The 14,383-nt window shown below is 50.5% G+C and carries 16 protein-coding genes; 9 read left to right on the forward strand and 7 right to left on the reverse strand.

Going from position 1 to position 14,383, the window contains the following annotated elements:
* A complete protein-coding gene (locus ACOI06_RS02740) occupies positions 1 to 600 on the reverse strand; it encodes a YqiA/YcfP family alpha/beta fold hydrolase (RefSeq protein ID WP_420660959.1) in 600 nt (199 codons plus the stop codon).
* On the reverse strand, positions 597 to 1,982 hold the full coding sequence (mpl, locus tag ACOI06_RS02745) for a UDP-N-acetylmuramate:L-alanyl-gamma-D-glutamyl-meso-diaminopimelate ligase (protein ID WP_420660960.1): 1,386 nt from the start codon (positions 1,980 to 1,982) through the stop codon (positions 597 to 599). The genes ACOI06_RS02740 and mpl overlap by 4 nt, the downstream gene beginning before the upstream one ends.
* Before the next feature lie 125 nt (positions 1,983 to 2,107).
* Here mpl and ACOI06_RS02750 point away from each other — a divergent pair, with 125 nt between their 5' ends.
* The 8 genes from ACOI06_RS02750 (at position 2,108) to ACOI06_RS02785 (ending at position 8,642) form a co-directional block, all read left to right on the forward strand.
* A complete protein-coding gene (locus tag ACOI06_RS02750) occupies positions 2,108 to 2,662 on the forward strand; it encodes a TlpA family protein disulfide reductase (protein ID WP_420660961.1) in 555 nt (184 codons plus the stop codon).
* A 67-nt stretch (positions 2,663 to 2,729) separates the two neighbouring features.
* Positions 2,730 to 3,188 (forward strand): type II 3-dehydroquinate dehydratase, encoded by a 459-nt coding sequence (gene aroQ, locus ACOI06_RS02755; protein WP_420660962.1) that lies wholly within the window; start codon positions 2,730 to 2,732, stop codon positions 3,186 to 3,188.
* A gap of 62 nt (positions 3,189 to 3,250) precedes the next feature.
* A complete protein-coding gene (accB, locus tag ACOI06_RS02760; RefSeq protein WP_420660963.1) occupies positions 3,251 to 3,715 on the forward strand; it encodes an acetyl-CoA carboxylase biotin carboxyl carrier protein in 465 nt (154 codons plus the stop codon).
* A 2-nt stretch (positions 3,716 to 3,717) separates the two neighbouring features.
* A complete protein-coding gene (gene accC / locus ACOI06_RS02765; RefSeq protein ID WP_420660964.1) occupies positions 3,718 to 5,064 on the forward strand; it encodes an acetyl-CoA carboxylase biotin carboxylase subunit in 1,347 nt (448 codons plus the stop codon).
* Complete coding sequence (gene prmA / locus ACOI06_RS02770; protein ID WP_420660965.1) at positions 5,057 to 6,013, forward strand: 50S ribosomal protein L11 methyltransferase; 957 nt, start codon at positions 5,057 to 5,059, stop codon at positions 6,011 to 6,013. Before accC ends, prmA begins: the two co-directional genes overlap by 8 nt.
* On the forward strand, positions 6,010 to 7,074 hold the full coding sequence (locus ACOI06_RS02775; RefSeq protein ID WP_420660966.1) for a zinc-ribbon and DUF3426 domain-containing protein: 1,065 nt from the start codon (positions 6,010 to 6,012) through the stop codon (positions 7,072 to 7,074). The genes prmA and ACOI06_RS02775 overlap by 4 nt, the downstream gene beginning before the upstream one ends.
* Before the next feature lie 65 nt (positions 7,075 to 7,139).
* Complete coding sequence (locus ACOI06_RS02780; RefSeq protein WP_420660967.1) at positions 7,140 to 8,075, forward strand: carbohydrate kinase family protein; 936 nt, start codon at positions 7,140 to 7,142, stop codon at positions 8,073 to 8,075.
* 63 nt (positions 8,076 to 8,138) lie between these two features.
* The gene (locus ACOI06_RS02785) at positions 8,139 to 8,642 is read left to right on the forward strand and encodes a glycine zipper 2TM domain-containing protein (protein WP_420660968.1); all 504 of its coding nucleotides are present in this window, start codon (positions 8,139 to 8,141) and stop codon (positions 8,640 to 8,642) included.
* A gap of 128 nt (positions 8,643 to 8,770) precedes the next feature.
* Here the strand turns inward: ACOI06_RS02785 and ACOI06_RS02790 are convergent, their stop codons facing one another.
* From ACOI06_RS02790 to yjgA, 5 genes are all read right to left on the reverse strand, one after another.
* Positions 8,771 to 9,334, reverse strand: a complete 564-nt coding sequence (locus ACOI06_RS02790) for a YggT family protein (protein ID WP_420661023.1) — start codon at positions 9,332 to 9,334, stop codon at positions 8,771 to 8,773.
* 146 nt (positions 9,335 to 9,480) lie between these two features.
* Entirely contained in the window at positions 9,481 to 9,852 is a 372-nt protein-coding gene (locus ACOI06_RS02795) for a histone (protein ID WP_420660969.1), read from the reverse strand.
* Between the two features lie 297 nt (positions 9,853 to 10,149).
* Complete coding sequence (gene gltX, locus ACOI06_RS02800) at positions 10,150 to 11,562, reverse strand: glutamate--tRNA ligase (RefSeq protein WP_420660970.1); 1,413 nt, start codon at positions 11,560 to 11,562, stop codon at positions 10,150 to 10,152.
* 61 nt (positions 11,563 to 11,623) lie between these two features.
* Complete coding sequence (locus ACOI06_RS02805) at positions 11,624 to 12,301, reverse strand: alpha/beta hydrolase (RefSeq protein WP_420660971.1); 678 nt, start codon at positions 12,299 to 12,301, stop codon at positions 11,624 to 11,626.
* A 5-nt stretch (positions 12,302 to 12,306) separates the two neighbouring features.
* Positions 12,307 to 12,906 (reverse strand): ribosome biogenesis factor YjgA, encoded by a 600-nt coding sequence (gene yjgA / locus ACOI06_RS02810; RefSeq protein WP_420660972.1) that lies wholly within the window; start codon positions 12,904 to 12,906, stop codon positions 12,307 to 12,309.
* 75 nt (positions 12,907 to 12,981) lie between these two features.
* Between yjgA and pmbA the strand changes: the two genes are divergently transcribed.
* On the forward strand, positions 12,982 to 14,337 hold the full coding sequence (pmbA, locus tag ACOI06_RS02815; protein ID WP_420660974.1) for a metalloprotease PmbA: 1,356 nt from the start codon (positions 12,982 to 12,984) through the stop codon (positions 14,335 to 14,337).
* The last annotated feature ends 46 nt before the right edge of the window (positions 14,338 to 14,383 follow it).

Consider the following 14,383-nt stretch of genomic DNA (forward strand, 5'->3'; position numbering starts at 1 on the left):
TTATTTCTGAGTGTTGGCGTCAACAAACGCCATGACATCGGTAAGGTGTTGTTCGAAGTCGGACAGTCCGTGATCGCTGCCGGCGATGATTTTTTGTGGGCTCTGCGCAAACATGGCTTGCATTTCACGCCAGTTCAGCACTTCATCGCCTGTGGCGGCGATTAAAAAGTAGCGCTCAGGGCGTGTGATGTTGGGCACGACGAGGGCACGTAGGTTGTCTAGATCTTCGCGTGTAAAGAGGGCAGCTTCTCCCGTGTGGAAGTTGGTGAGTTCGCCCAAATACTTCTCTAGGTCGCGGTCGGCATGCACGGCTGGATTTAAAAGCACCGCACGGCAGCCCAGTTTTTCGGCCAGATAAATGGCGTAAAACCCACCTAAAGACGATCCGATAATTGTGAGCTGATCGGGTGTCGCGTCTGGGTGCTCACGCAATAGACGTTGCGCTTCATCGGATGCGATCTGAATGGCTTGGTCAGGCTGCACAGGTAAAGCGGGGCAAGCCCATTGCGACAGACGTCCAAGCGACGCTAAATGCTTGCGTAGACGCTGGGATTTAAATGACTGGGGTGAAGAACGAAAGCCGTGCAGATATAAAATCACGCGGTCTCCTGCGAAAAATGTTTTTTTAAGGAATCAAGCAACTTGTCGTGCGCTTGCTTGAAGCTGCCATTACTCATCATGACGATGTGATCACCTGGTTGTGCAGTTTGGGTGATGTCAGCAACCATCGTGTCGACATCGGTGTGTACAAATTGTCGATCACCCAAGGGCGCCAGGACTTTGTCAGCGTCCCATTGCAATTGATGCTTGCCACTGTGCTCAGCATAACAATACACAAGATCGGCTGTTTTTAAAGAGTCGGCCAGTCGAGTCGCCATGGCACCTAGTTTCATGGTGTTTGAGCGTGGTTCTAAGACGGCCAAGATTCGTTTGTCAGGTCCGAGCTTGGCTCGCAAGCCTTGTAATGTGGTTTCAATGGCACTGGGGTGATGTGCAAAATCGTCATACACCGTGATGTCTGCGATGACACCACGGACTTCCATGCGTCGCTTCACACCGCCAAATGTGTTCAGTGCCTGTAAAGCTTGGGCGGGCTCCACACCGATATGCGCAGCGGCGGCCATAGCGGCCAGTCCATTGTGTAGATTGTGCCGACCTGTGAGTGACCAGCGTAATGCACCAATTTCTTTTTCGCCTAGATAAATAACGTCGTCGCCTTCATGATTCTGTACAACGTGCCAGCTGTCTTTATGAAGAAAGCGCACCACTGGCGTCCAGCAACCCCGTTCGAGAACGCGCTCTAATGCCGAATCATCCGCGGGCACAATGATTTGTCCGGAGCTGGGAATAGTGCGAACGAGATGGTGAAATTGCGTTTCAATGGCGTTTAGATCAGAAAAAATGTCCGCGTGATCGAATTCAAGGTTATTCAGAATCGCTGTTCGGCTGCGATAGTGCACAAATTTGGAGCGCTTATCAAAGAAAGCTGTGTCGTATTCGTCGGCTTCAATCACAAAGTATCGATTGGCCGGATCAAAGTGAGCGGACACATTTAAATCGGGTGCGACACCACCAATGAGGAAGTTGGGTGCGTAACCGTTTTGATGAAGGATCCAGGTCAGCATCGCGCTGGTGGTGGTTTTACCATGTGTGCCAGCAACCGATAGAACGTGCTGGTTTTGTAGAACGTGTTCACCTAGCCATTGTGGACCTGAAATATATGGCAAGCCTTGATCGAGAATGGCTTCCATGAGTGGATTGCCGCGTGTCACGACATTGCCCACGACGAAGAGATCCGGCTTTAGGTTGATCTGATCCGCATCAAATCCTTCGATGAGATCAATGCCTTGCTCTTCAAGTTGTGTACTCATGGGCGGGTAGGTCGCTTGGTCACAACCTGTGACTCGGTGACCTGCTGCGCGCGCAATGAGTGCGAGACCTCCCATAAAGGTTCCGCAAATTCCCAGAATATGTAAATGCATGCCATCTCTCCTTGCGGGCCATTTTACCTGTAACGGGCAAGAACTCGCTGCCCATTCTATGTCTTGTCAAAAGCATATCGACAGGTTTCGTGCGAATTGTTCGGACACGGCGTTATGATGTCGGTATGAAACGAAGAACATGGATTGCTGGTTTGGTCGGTTTGGGGGTGCTTGGCTTTGGCGGCTGGGCGGCTTGGCGCTCAAGCGCGCATAAGGCACCACAAGCCAATCGCAGCCTAACGCCTAAAACACTGAGCCCTGAGGTTCAGACATTTTTTGATGCGCAATTGCCCGATCTGCAAAAGCAGCCTGTGTCGATGCGTGAGTGGTTAGGCACTCCGCTTGTCTTAAACTTCTGGGCGAGCTGGTGTGGGCCGTGCGTGCGTGAAATGCCGGCTTTAGAAACACTGTCGACAGAGATTCCGCAAGCTAAGGTGCTTGGTGTGGCCATCGATAGTCCAGACAATGTCACGAAGTTTCTTGACAAGATTCCTGTGACATTTCCGATTTATGTGGCTGGGCATGGCGGTATTTCATTAACAAAAGCATTGGGAAATACGCAAGGTGGTTTGCCATTTACGGTCTTGATTAATGCCGATGGCGAGCTGGTCGAGACGATTAAAGGCGAAATTAACCCTGAGGTTTTAGAGTCGAAAATCAAACAGATGTTGGTGTCTTGAAACAGGTGTATGTACAATTGGCGACAATTAACGTGTTTCGACACATTTTAAGGACTGGTTAATAGGTATGCTTCATCGCATCCTCGTGGTGCACGGTCCCAACTTAAATATGTTGGGTTTGCGTGAGCCTGAAATCTACGGAAGCCTCACTCTCGACGAGCTTAATCGCTCACTCGAGACGCTGGCGCGTTCCCTGAATATGGCGTTGACGACGTTTCAGGCCAACGGTGAAGGTGAACTTGTGACCCGTATCCAGCAGGCGCGTTCAGATGGAACCACCTGGTTGGTGATCAACGCGGGTGCTTATACCCATACAAGTGTGGCCATTCGCGATGCACTGGCCGCCATCGATCGTCCTTTTATTGAAGTGCATTTATCAAACGTCCACGCGCGCGAACCGTTTCGCCATCACTCCTACCTGAGTGACTTAGCACGTGGCGTCATTGCTGGATTGGGCGCAATGAGCTATGAAGCTGCGCTGCATTTTATTGCCCGGCAACCTACAGATTTGGAGGCCGTCGCCTAATTGCGGGCACGGTCATTGATCAACACAGTTACCTTACTGATCCCTCACGGAATACATACAATATGGATCTGCGCAAACTTAAAACGCTTATTGACTTGGTAGCAGAGTCAGACATTGCAGAACTGGAAATCACCGAAGGTGAGGACATGGTTCGCATCGTCAAGTCTGTTGCACCGACTGCAGTTGTCAGTGCCGCACCAGCGCCTGTGACTGTCTCGGTACCAGCTGTGGCCGCTGCAGCAGCCGTATCCGGTGCGGATGAGTCGCCCAACGCGGGTGGTGCTATCCCCGATGAAAACCTAATTAAAGCCCCAATGGTTGGCACTTTCTATCGTGCCCCAAGCCCAGGTGCCAAACCTTTTGTTGAAGTCGGTGACTCGGTTCGCGAAGGCCAGGCTCTGTGCATCGTGGAAGCCATGAAGTTGCTCAACGAAATCGAAGCAGACCGGGCTGGCGTCATCAAAGAAATTCTGATCGACAACGGTGAACCCGTTGAATTTGGTCAACCACTTTTTGTCATAGACTAAGCATGTTTGATAAAATTCTGATCGCCAACCGTGGCGAAATTGCGTTGCGCATTCAGCGGGCCTGCCGAGAGTTGGGCATTAAAACCGTTGTTGTGCACTCGCAAGCCGATTGCGATGCCAAATACGTGCGTCTGGCCGATGAGTCGGTGTGTATCGGACCCGCTGCTTCCAAAGACAGCTACCTGAATATGCCCGCCATCATCTCAGCCGCTGAAGTGACGGATGCGGCTGCGATTCACCCTGGATATGGCTTTTTAGCTGAAAATGCTGATTTTGCGGAACGTGTTGAAAAAAGCGGCTTTGTCTTTATCGGACCGACACCGGAATCAATTCGTATCATGGGCGATAAAGTCAGTGCAAAAAACGCCATGATCGCAGCCGGTTTGCCGGTTGTACCGGGTTCTGAAGGCGCTTTGCCTGACGATCCACAGGTGATTATTGAGACAGCCAAGCGGATTGGTTACCCAGTCATCATTAAAGCGGCTGGCGGTGGTGGTGGGCGCGGGATGCGCGTCGTTCACACTGAAGCGGCTTTGCTCGGTGCGGTCGCCACGACTAAAACCGAAGCGCTGGCTGCTTTTAATAACGCCGAAGTCTATATGGAGAAGTTCCTTGAGAACCCACGCCATATTGAGATTCAGGTGCTTGCCGATGGTGGACGTCGTGCCGTCTGGTTAGGTGAGCGTGACTGCTCTATGCAGCGTCGCCACCAGAAAGTGATTGAAGAGGCACCGGCTCCCGGCATTTCACGTAAACAAGTTGAGCGCATCGGTGAGCGTTGTGTCGAAGCTTGTAAGAAAATTGGTTATCGAGGCGCTGGAACCTTTGAGTTCTTGTATGAAAACGGTGAGTTTTATTTCATCGAAATGAATACACGTATTCAGGTTGAGCACCCTGTGACTGAGTTTATTACAGGGATTGACTTGATTCAGCAACAGATTCTGATTGCTGCCGGTGAGCCATTTACGTTGCGTCAACGTGATATTCAGTTCCGTGGCCACGCCATTGAATGCCGAATTAATGCGGAAGACCCCGTGAAATTCATCCCAAGCCCAGGACGTATTACGCACTGGCACATGCCAGGCGGACCTGGTGTGCGGATTGATTCACATGCTTACAACGGTTATTTTGTGCCTCCTTATTACGACTCGATGATCGCAAAGATCATCACGTATGGTGACACTCGCGAGCAGGCTTTGGCCAGAATGCGCACTGCGTTGTCTGAAACAGTGATTGAAGGTATTCAGACCAACGTCGATTTGCACAAAGACCTGATGGTTGATGCCGCCTTTGCACAAGGTGGCACCAGTATTCACTATCTTGAGAAGAAGTTGAGTAATCGTGCATGAGCTGATTCTCCATTGCAATGACCAACAGGTCGATGCGTTAACCGATGCATTACTCGAGGCCGGTGTGTTGAGCACCAGCGTTGAGGATGCAGACGTGGATACGCCTGATGAGTCGCCTCTATTTGGTGAGCCTGGCAGTTTGGCCCATGAACAAAAGTGGCCGAATTGCCGTTTGACGGTGCTGTTGCCAGCACAGTTAGAGGCGCAAGAACTGGTCACTGAAATGGAAGCTTTGTTATCGATCGATTTGACTGGATGGACAGAGCAAACGGTTGAGGATCAGGACTGGGTGCGCATGACGCAATCTCAGTTTGGTCCGATTGATGTCAGTGATCGTCTCATGATTGTGCCCTCTTGGCATCGTGATGAGCATGAGCAATTAATCCAAGCGTCAGAAGCTGACGCGGATAAAAACGCACCACAAAAAGTGGTGTTGGAGTTGGATCCTGGGCTTGCGTTTGGAACCGGCAGTCATCCAACGACGCACTTGTGTTTGCAATGGCTCAGTGAGCATTTGCCGGTGGGTGCCAGTGTGCTGGATTATGGCTGCGGTTCTGGCATTTTAGCGATTGCCGCACAGCGCCTAGGTGCTGGCGATGTCTGGGGTGTGGACATTGATGAGCAAGCGGTACAAACCACTGAGCTTAATGCACAGATTAACGAAGCCAAGCTGAAAGTCGGTTTACCTCACGCATTACCTGACGTTCAGGAGGGTGGTGTTTTTGATGTGGTGGTTGCCAATATTTTATCGAGCCCACTGAAAGTGCTAGCACCTTTGCTATCGGCCCGTGTTGCGCCTGGTGGACATTTGATTTTGTCAGGGGTTCTGGCTGAGCAAGCGCAGGACGTGGCAAGCTTTTACGCCCCCTGGGTGTCTTTGTCGGTCTGGCGCACGCTAGATGGCTGGGTGTGTCTAGCGGGTCAGCTCGAAGGACGGTCCATGGCATGAGCTTGATCACGCGTTGCCCGAAATGCCAAAGTGGCTTTGCGGTAACACCGGATCAGCTTAAACAGCATGACGGTTTGGTTCGGTGTGGACAGTGTCGACATGTCTTTGATGGATATGACGGCCTTCAAGGCAGTGTGCCAACGCTGACACAACAGATTGGCTCTGCTCAGGCGTCATCGGAAGAGCCTATCACTGAGAGCCCTTTAGAGCACATCCCTGAAGCTCCCCCTGAGACCCCGATTATCCCCCCGATTGAGTCGCTTCCAACGCACACGGATGCTGTAGGTACGATAGGCGCTGCCCACGCGACTGATTCAGAAACATCTGAATCCAGTGATATTCAGATTTTTAGTGCGATCCGACCTGACAATCTGTCAGCGTCCGCGACTGCTATCTATGCTGAGGATGAGCCATATCTAGGTTCATCGAGTTTTGAAGAGCCGCTCAATGACGAGTTTCAGGACAGTGATGAACCTTTTCAGGTGATGGGCGAGTCACGAACGCGTGGCGATGATCCGTCTGCAGTCGGTTGGCAAGAACCCGAGTTTTTAGACGATGAAGAGTCCATGTCTTGGGGCGCTTGGTTTCTCTGGACTGGTTTGTCTGTGCTTTTGGTGTTTGTGCTGGTGTTCCAGTTACTGGTGTACTTCAGAAATGATCTCGTGACTGCATATCCGCAAACCCGACCTTTGTTAGTGTGGGTGTGTAAGCCAATTGACTGCGAAGTTAATTATGTGCGGCGCATTGATCGCATTGTGATTATTGGATCGTCTTTGCAGCAAAGCCCTGAAAAACAAGCCAATGACCAGCTCAATATGGCGCTTAAGTTGACGATGCAGAATCGCAGCACAGATCCACAGCCCTGGCCACATCTCTTGTTGTCACTGAGCGATGCGTCAGGCACTGTAGTCGCTAAGAAAGTGATCCCTCCTTCTGAATATTTACCACAATCGCAACCGGCGCAACCGTTTTTAGCTCGAGAAGAAGTGGTGCTGAACTTGGATTTAGACGTGACAGGGCTTAGCGTGAGTGGATTTGAAGTTGAGAAGTTTTTTCCATGAATTTAAATAGATAAACAACCGAAGAATCCGTTGTTTGACTCTGCTTGAAAAGGATTTGTTCAATCATGACACAGGAAGTTTTAATTTGCGGTTCGATGGCGTTTGATACGATTGCCGTATTTGATGGTCGTTTTAAAGAGCATATTCTCGCTGATCGCATTCACATGTTGAGCGTGTCCTTTTTAGTGCCGCAGATGCGTCGTGAGTTCGGGGGTTGTGCTGGCAACATTGCATACAACCTCAAGATGCTAGGTGGTGCGCCTGTTCCTGTGGCGACCATCGGTGAAGATGCGGTTGATTATTTGGATCGTTTTAAAGAAATGGGGATCGAAACTCGTCATTTGCGGGTTGTGCCACAAACGTTCACCGCACAGTGCTTTATCACCACGGACCTGGATGACAACCAGATTGCAGCATTTCACCCGGGTGCTATGGAGCATTCGGCTGACAATGAAGTCAACGCTCAGAACGCTGCTTGGGCGATTGTGGCACCTGATTCCAAAGCGGGAATGATGGCACATGTTGAGAAACTCGCTAAAACACAAACGTCTGTGATGTTTGACCTCGGGCAAGCAATGCCGCTCTTTAATGGCGAAGAACTTCTTGAAGTCATCAAACAAGTGGACGCCTTGGCGCTCAATGACTATGAAGCCAGTGTAGTGGAAGAAAGAACTGGACAATCAATCCAAGAGCTTGCAAATAACCTACAAGCGATTGTTGTGACCCGCGGTTGCGAAGGCGCCGATTTGTATACGGCGCAAGGTAAACAGTCGATTGCACCCGTGCCTGCGACGGAGATCGTCGATCCAACAGGTTGTGGTGATGCACATCGTGCGGGTTTGTTGTTTGGTCTGACACAGGGCATGGGCTGGGAAAAAGCGTGTATGCTTGGTAATGTCTTAGGATCGATCAAAATTGCTTCTCGAGGTCCTCAGAATCATGTTTTTACGCGCGATCACATTGAGGCGCTTTTACAAAAAACTTATAACCAGTCTTTGTAAAATAAAAGATTGTCACGTTGTCGTGACGGTTATTTTGACTTGATGTCACAGGAAGGAGAAGGAATGAACACAATCATTTCAGGCGTCAATCGCCGTTCAGTTAGATTGTTTGGCGCTGTGGTTGTTGTAGGCGCAGCTGCGCTGACCGTATCAGGTTGCCAAACACCCAGCTCGTCAGCCAATGTGTATACGCACGGACAAGCGCAAGCAGAACAAGTTGTGCGTATGGGTACGGTGGTTTCCGTGCGTGCTGTCACGATTCAGAACGATCGTAGTAGCGGCGTTGGCATGGTGGCAGGGGGTGCGTTAGGTGGTGTTGCAGGAAGCGGTGTTGGCGGTGGTACAGGTCGTAATCTGGCAATCGTCGGCGGTGCTTTGCTGGGCGCACTAGTTGGTGAGAAAGCAGAACAGTATGCAGGTAGGAGCGATGGTCTTGAAGTGACCGTTCGCTTGGATAACGGTGAAGTTCGCGTGATCGCGCAAGAAGCCGACGTGCCATTGAGAGCAGGTCAGCGTGTTCAGGTGATCTCGGGTGCCGGTCCTGTGCGCGTTGTGCCCGCAAGCTAAATCCTGTGGTTAAGTCATACAAAAGTTATAAAAAACAGGCTGTTCTTCATCTCTTGGTCAATCGAGGATGAAGAACAGCCTGTTTTCTTTTGTGTAGATTGTCTGCTTAAACACCAAAGATGATTGGCTTAGACACCAAATATGGAGTAGCTAATGCGATTGAGCGACATCATGACGATTTGGGCAAGAATCAGCAACACGAGCGGCGAGAAATCCAGACCGCCCAGGTTTGGCAAAATACGGCGTATTGGCTCCAACAAAGGGGCCATGAGCGTGCGTAAAACAGGCATGATGGGTGCCATCGGATTAACCCAAGACAAAATAGCCTGAATCAGCGTTAACCAGATCACCAGATTCAACATCCAGCGCAATGCTGTAAAGACAGCTGCCCCTAGCGCTGGCAAGACCAGAAACAAAGGCGGCAGAGTCAATGTGCTGACTGTCCACATCACAATGAGATAGACAAATGCACTGAGATAAGCCCCGATGAAGCTCGCAAAATCAATGGAGCGCGTTGACGGCAAGATGGTGCGCAAGGGTTTACACAACCACTCTGTGACTCGAAATATGAGTTGAGAAAACGGGTTAAACGGATGAAACCGAATCGCGTACAACCAGCCGCGCGCTAAAAACGCGATGCCTAAAATAGTGAAACCGATTTCGATAAGGAATTGCAAAATTTCGCTGACCATGGTTGTTACAAAATCTTCTGTGATGGCATATGACGCGGCATTGTCGCATGAATGCAGCCGCACGCCCTGAATTCACCTGACGGTGTTTTTGTCAAGTGAATACGTATCAAGCGTCGCTTGTGATGTGTGTGTAAGCACCCCATCAGTTAAGGTCTGGAGTTTGTGGGAAATGGCCAGGATGCCACTGGATTAATGTCAGTTTTTGCGCTCTTTGCAGCTGTTTTACTGACTTTCCTGGCCGTGGTTTTAACGGCTGCTTTGGCGGACGTTTTAGGTGCTGCGGTGGGTGCTGTCGTGACAGTTTTTTTGGCTGCGACTTTCCTGACGACGGCTTTTTTAGCAACTGCTTTCTTTGTGGCTACTTTTTTAGTGGCCGTTTTTTTGGCAGCAACTGCCTTTTTAGCGGCAGTGGCTGTTTTGGTTGCAGTTGTTTTTTTAGCAGCGACTTCTTTGGCGGCTTTCACAGCTTTTGTTGCTTTTTTTGCGACTTTTTTAGCGGCTTTCTTGGCTGTTGCCATGATATCTCTCCTATTGCGATGTGCCAGCGACGACTCAGCGCAGTTTCAGAATGCAGGGACTTGCAGGGACAAAATCACAGGCACGCAAAGTGAGCTGAGACATTTCTGGCACAGCATTTATTGCGCACACACCCTGTATATGTTAGCGGGATATTCTCAGAAAGCCTATCTTATTCAAAAAATATGTGTTTTGGCGGTTGAAAATGCCGTTTTTTGAGGGTTTTAAGTGGAATTTGATCGATCTGGCATGACTGTGGCTTTGTGTCATGCCAGAATCGAGGGTTTGTGCCTTAAGACTTACTTTAAGCCTAGCTCTAAACGTTCGACGACGCGTTCACGGCCCAGAAGTTCTAGAACAGCATCGATTGCTGGGGTCTGTGGTGTCCCTACAATCAATAAACGCAACGGAATGGCAAGTTGTGGCATTTTGAGTTCGTGCGCACTGAGCAACTCTTTGATGAGAGCTGATAAGGTTTTACGATCCCAGGCGCATTCTTTAGCGCGAGCCAAGAAATCAGCCAATGCAACGCGCGCCGGATCTGTGATGTGCTTTTCAATGAGCGCCGGATCGGGTGTAGCAGGGTCTGCACAAAACAGAAGGCATGCATCCGCCAGTTCGACAAGGGTGTGTGCACGGTCACGTACCAGAGCAATCGCATCAACTAAAGAGACGCGCTCGGGATCAGCACCCAAGGCACGAAGTCTAGGTTCGATGGCTTTTGCGAGTCGTGTGAGGTCTGCCTGACGGATGTAATGCGCATTCACCCAATTGAGTTTTTGTGGATCCCACTGTGAAGCAGAACGTGACAGGTTCTTACCATCAAACCAGCTGATCATCTGCTCACGACTAAAGATTTCCTCGTCACCATGACTCCAACCCAGACGAGCCAGATAGTTCACCATAGCTTCTGGCAGATAGCCGTCGTCGTCATATTCCGTCACACTCACAGCACCGTGGCGTTTTGAGAGTTTTTCACCATCAGGTCCCAGAATCATGGGGACATGCCCATAGACAGGGAGTGTGGCGCCCAGTGCTTTGAGAATATTGATCTGACGTGGGGTGTTGTTGACATGATCGTCGCCCCGAATCACGTGTGTGATACCTGAGTCCCAATCATCGACAACGACGCAAAAGTTATAGGTCGGCGTGCCATCAGGCCTTGCGATGATCAGATCATCCAATTCGCTGTTGGCGATGCTGATTGTGCCTTTGACCAAGTCATTCCAGCTGGTCACCCCATCCAATGGTGTTTTAAAGCGCACCACGGGCTGGCGGTTTTCAGGGATGGCAGGCAATGTTTTGCCGGGCTCAGGGCGCCAGGTGCCGTCATAGCGAGGTTTGAGTCCGAGCTGACGGGCTTTTTCGCGCATCTGATCGACCTCTTCAGGGCTGCTGTAGCAGTAGTAGGCGTGTCCGCTTGCCAGTAACTCTTGAACCACTTCGCGATAACGCGCCATGTTCTGCATCTGGTAGTAGGGGCCTTCATCTGCGTCAAGTCCGAGCCAATTCATGCTGTCCAAAATGGCTTGAACCGCATCTTCACTTGAGCGTTCCACATCTGTGTCTTCGATTCGTAGAACGAAGTCGCCGCCAAAATGTCGTGCGTACGCCCAAGAAAATAATGCCGTGCGTGCACCGCCCAAGTGGAGATATCCTGTTGGGGAGGGTGCAAAACGTGTTCTTACACGGCGATCGTTGGTGGTGTTCATAGTTTGTGTAGTGTTCTTAAATTCAATAAACAGTGGCCGCTAAGCGTGATTGCGCCTAGTCTTACTTTTGGTTCTGAAGGAGGATTTGTTCCAGGAACTGGTTAATGTCATGGACCTCCTCTGGGCAGACACTGTGTGGCATGGGGTAGGTGTGCCAACGCACATCATAGCCGTGTCGATCCAGTTCATCTCGAGTTGCCAGGCCACGATCAATGGTCACCATGGGGTCATGGGTGCCATGCGCCAGAAAGATCGGTGTTTTCTGATTGGCAGGCGACCAGTGTTGCGGGGCAGTTTTGGCCAGTGGTAGGTAGCCAGACAAACCAATTAAGCCTGCGAGTTTTTCTGGGTAACGAAGCCCTGTATGCAGCGTCATCGCGCATCCCTGAGAAAACCCAGCGATCACAATCCGGTCTGTTGGGATACCGCGTTCATTTTCTCGTTTGATTAACAAACGGATGGCTTCTTCTGAAGCGAGGATGCCTGCTTCATCTTCCTGACGATTGGGGCCAGGCATAAAAATGTCATACCAAGAAGGCATGCGCATGCCGCCATTGATCGTCACAGGCTGGTGGGGGGCATTTGGAAATACAAAGCGAATGGGCAATTGGCGTGTGACATTTAAGGCTGGGACCAAGGGTGCAAAGTCATTGCCATCAGCGCCCAAACCATGCATCCAAATGATGCTGTGAGTTGGGTTCGGTGCGGTTTCGATTTCAATACAATCCAGAAGTTCCAATGTACTTACTCCGAGGAAAAAGTGGTGTCGTCTGTTGCAGGCTTAGCTGCGTGAGCGGCTTTAATCGCCTGAAACAGGGCGCGATAGTGTTTGTGCTGAGGTTTGACGTTGGTTGCACCTTCAGCACGAATCTTGTCATTACGGGCTTGTTCCTGACGGGCAGCCCGAATGATTGAACGGATGACTTGTATTTCAACCTGAGGGTGTGTTTTGAGCCATGCGGTCAATGCTTGATCGCTGGCGAGTAACTGATCACGCTCATGTTCAATTTGATGCAGGTTTTCAGTGGCGAGTGTGCCATCGCGATTCAGTGATTCTAAACCAGCAGCAAGTGCTTCATGCGGTGCTTGGCGCATGAGTTTGCCGATGTACTGAATTTGGCGCCGGCGCGCCTCGTGGCTATTGAGCCGTTTGGCCAGTTTAATCGCATCTAGTAGCTTTTCATCGAGTTGTAACTGTTCGTTTAAAACCTTTAGATGCTGGTCGCTAGCCAGCACGAGTTGTTTGCCGAGCTCTTGTAGAGCATGCATTTCTCGTTTGACTTGTGACTTGCTAGGGCCAAAATATTCTTCGTCAGAGACGGGTTGATCGTTGTGATCCATCATGTATGTGCCAAGATTAAGGACAGGACTTCGTTATCATACAAATCTTTTGCCATTGACTTCAGGATACTAAATCGCATGCAACCAATGTCTATTGTTGAACAGAAGGCCCAGTTTGAAGATCTGGTCACGCAAGCACTGACTTACGCCCGCTCCTTAGGAGCGACGGATGCGACCGCTGAAGTCTCCAAAGGGCAGGGTTTGTCGGTGTCGGTACGGATGGGCTCACTGGAAACCGTGGAGCAGACGCGAGGCGGTGCCTTGGGCGTGACTGTCTATGCTGGTCAGCGTCGCGGTAGTGCCTCCACATCGGATTTTTCTCGTCAGGCGATTGAGCAAACCGTTGAGGCGGCTTGGAGTATTGCCCGCTATACAGCAGACGATGACATGGCAGGTCTGCCAGACGTTGAAGATCTGTTTTTAGAGCCTGCCATTGATTTGTCGCTCTACCACCCTTGGTCGGTGGAGGTTGATGAGGCAACCGAGATTGCGTTGAAAGCCGAGACGGCAGCACGGGATCTGGATCCGCGGATTGCCAATACGGAAGGCGCCAGTGTGAGTACGGGTGAATCTCAGTTTGTACTTGCAAACTCCCGTGGATTTATGAATGGTTACAGCACGACACGACATAGCATTAGTGTGGTCCCGATTGCGGGCCGTGGTGATGGGATGCAACGTGATTTTTGGTATTCGAGCCAGCGCAATGCCAAGGATCTTTCGGATCCTGTACAACTGGGTCAATATGCCGCTGAGCGGGCGCTGTCTCGTTTAGATGCACGTCGTCTCTCGACTCGACAAGCGCCGGTGATTTTTGAAGCGCCCTTAGCTTTGGGTTTGCTGGGCGCTTTGACACAGGCGTTGAGTGGGGGTGCCTTATACCGAAAAGCGTCATTTTTGGAGGGCTCTCTGGGTCAGCAGGTGTTGGCTGATCACATCTCAGTCGATGAGAACCCGTTTATACCCGGCGCATTTGGCAGCAGTTTGTTTGATAACGAAGGTGTCCGTACCCGCGCTCGACAGGTCATTTCTGCCGGGGAAGTGCAGAATTATTTTCTCTCGACGTACACGGCTAAAAAGCTGGGTATGCGAACAACTGGTCATGCGGGTGGTTCTCACAATCTGGTGTTGCGTTCTCGAGACACTCAAGCACACCATACGTTAGATTGGATGCTCAAGGAAATGGGGACAGGTTTGCTGGTGACCGAATTGATTGGTCAAGGTGTGAACTATGTCACTGGTGACTATTCTCGAGGTGCGTTTGGTTATTGGGTTGAAAACGGTGAGATCCAGTATCCAGTTGAAGAAATTACCATTGCGGGCAATCTGAAAGAGATGTTTTTGCGGATGGCTGCAGTGGGGAGTGATGAATTGATCCGAGGTGGCAAGCGTACAGGGTCCATTCTGATCCCTGAAATGTCGATTGCCGGCACCTGATAGGCTGATAATTGTTTGTTGTGATATTCGGCTAAGTGTGTGGTAC

The organism is Orrella sp. 11846 (assembly GCF_048820935.1).
Classification (GTDB): Bacteria; Pseudomonadota; Gammaproteobacteria; order Burkholderiales; family Burkholderiaceae_B; genus Algicoccus.

What these genes read in the sequence shown, in the direction of transcription:
- mpl (WP_420660960.1), bottom strand. Translation starts at nt 1,982, where the DNA reads ATGCATTTACATATTCTGGGAATTTGCGGAACCTTTATGGGAGGTCTC.
- ACOI06_RS02750 (WP_420660961.1), top strand. Translation starts at nt 2,108, where the DNA reads ATGAAACGAAGAACATGGATTGCTGGTTTGGTCGGTTTGGGGGTGCTT.
- aroQ (WP_420660962.1), top strand. Translation starts at nt 2,730, where the DNA reads ATGCTTCATCGCATCCTCGTGGTGCACGGTCCCAACTTAAATATGTTG.
- accB (WP_420660963.1), top strand. Translation starts at nt 3,251, where the DNA reads ATGGATCTGCGCAAACTTAAAACGCTTATTGACTTGGTAGCAGAGTCA.
- accC (WP_420660964.1), top strand. Translation starts at nt 3,718, where the DNA reads ATGTTTGATAAAATTCTGATCGCCAACCGTGGCGAAATTGCGTTGCGC.
- ACOI06_RS02775 (WP_420660966.1), top strand. Translation starts at nt 6,010, where the DNA reads ATGAGCTTGATCACGCGTTGCCCGAAATGCCAAAGTGGCTTTGCGGTA.
- ACOI06_RS02780 (WP_420660967.1), top strand. Translation starts at nt 7,140, where the DNA reads ATGACACAGGAAGTTTTAATTTGCGGTTCGATGGCGTTTGATACGATT.
- ACOI06_RS02785 (WP_420660968.1), top strand. Translation starts at nt 8,139, where the DNA reads ATGAACACAATCATTTCAGGCGTCAATCGCCGTTCAGTTAGATTGTTT.
- ACOI06_RS02790 (WP_420661023.1), bottom strand. Translation starts at nt 9,334, where the DNA reads ATGGTCAGCGAAATTTTGCAATTCCTTATCGAAATCGGTTTCACTATT.
- ACOI06_RS02795 (WP_420660969.1), bottom strand. Translation starts at nt 9,852, where the DNA reads ATGGCAACAGCCAAGAAAGCCGCTAAAAAAGTCGCAAAAAAAGCAACA.
- gltX (WP_420660970.1), bottom strand. Translation starts at nt 11,562, where the DNA reads ATGAACACCACCAACGATCGCCGTGTAAGAACACGTTTTGCACCCTCC.
- yjgA (WP_420660972.1), bottom strand. Translation starts at nt 12,906, where the DNA reads ATGATGGATCACAACGATCAACCCGTCTCTGACGAAGAATATTTTGGC.
- pmbA (WP_420660974.1), top strand. Translation starts at nt 12,982, where the DNA reads ATGCAACCAATGTCTATTGTTGAACAGAAGGCCCAGTTTGAAGATCTG.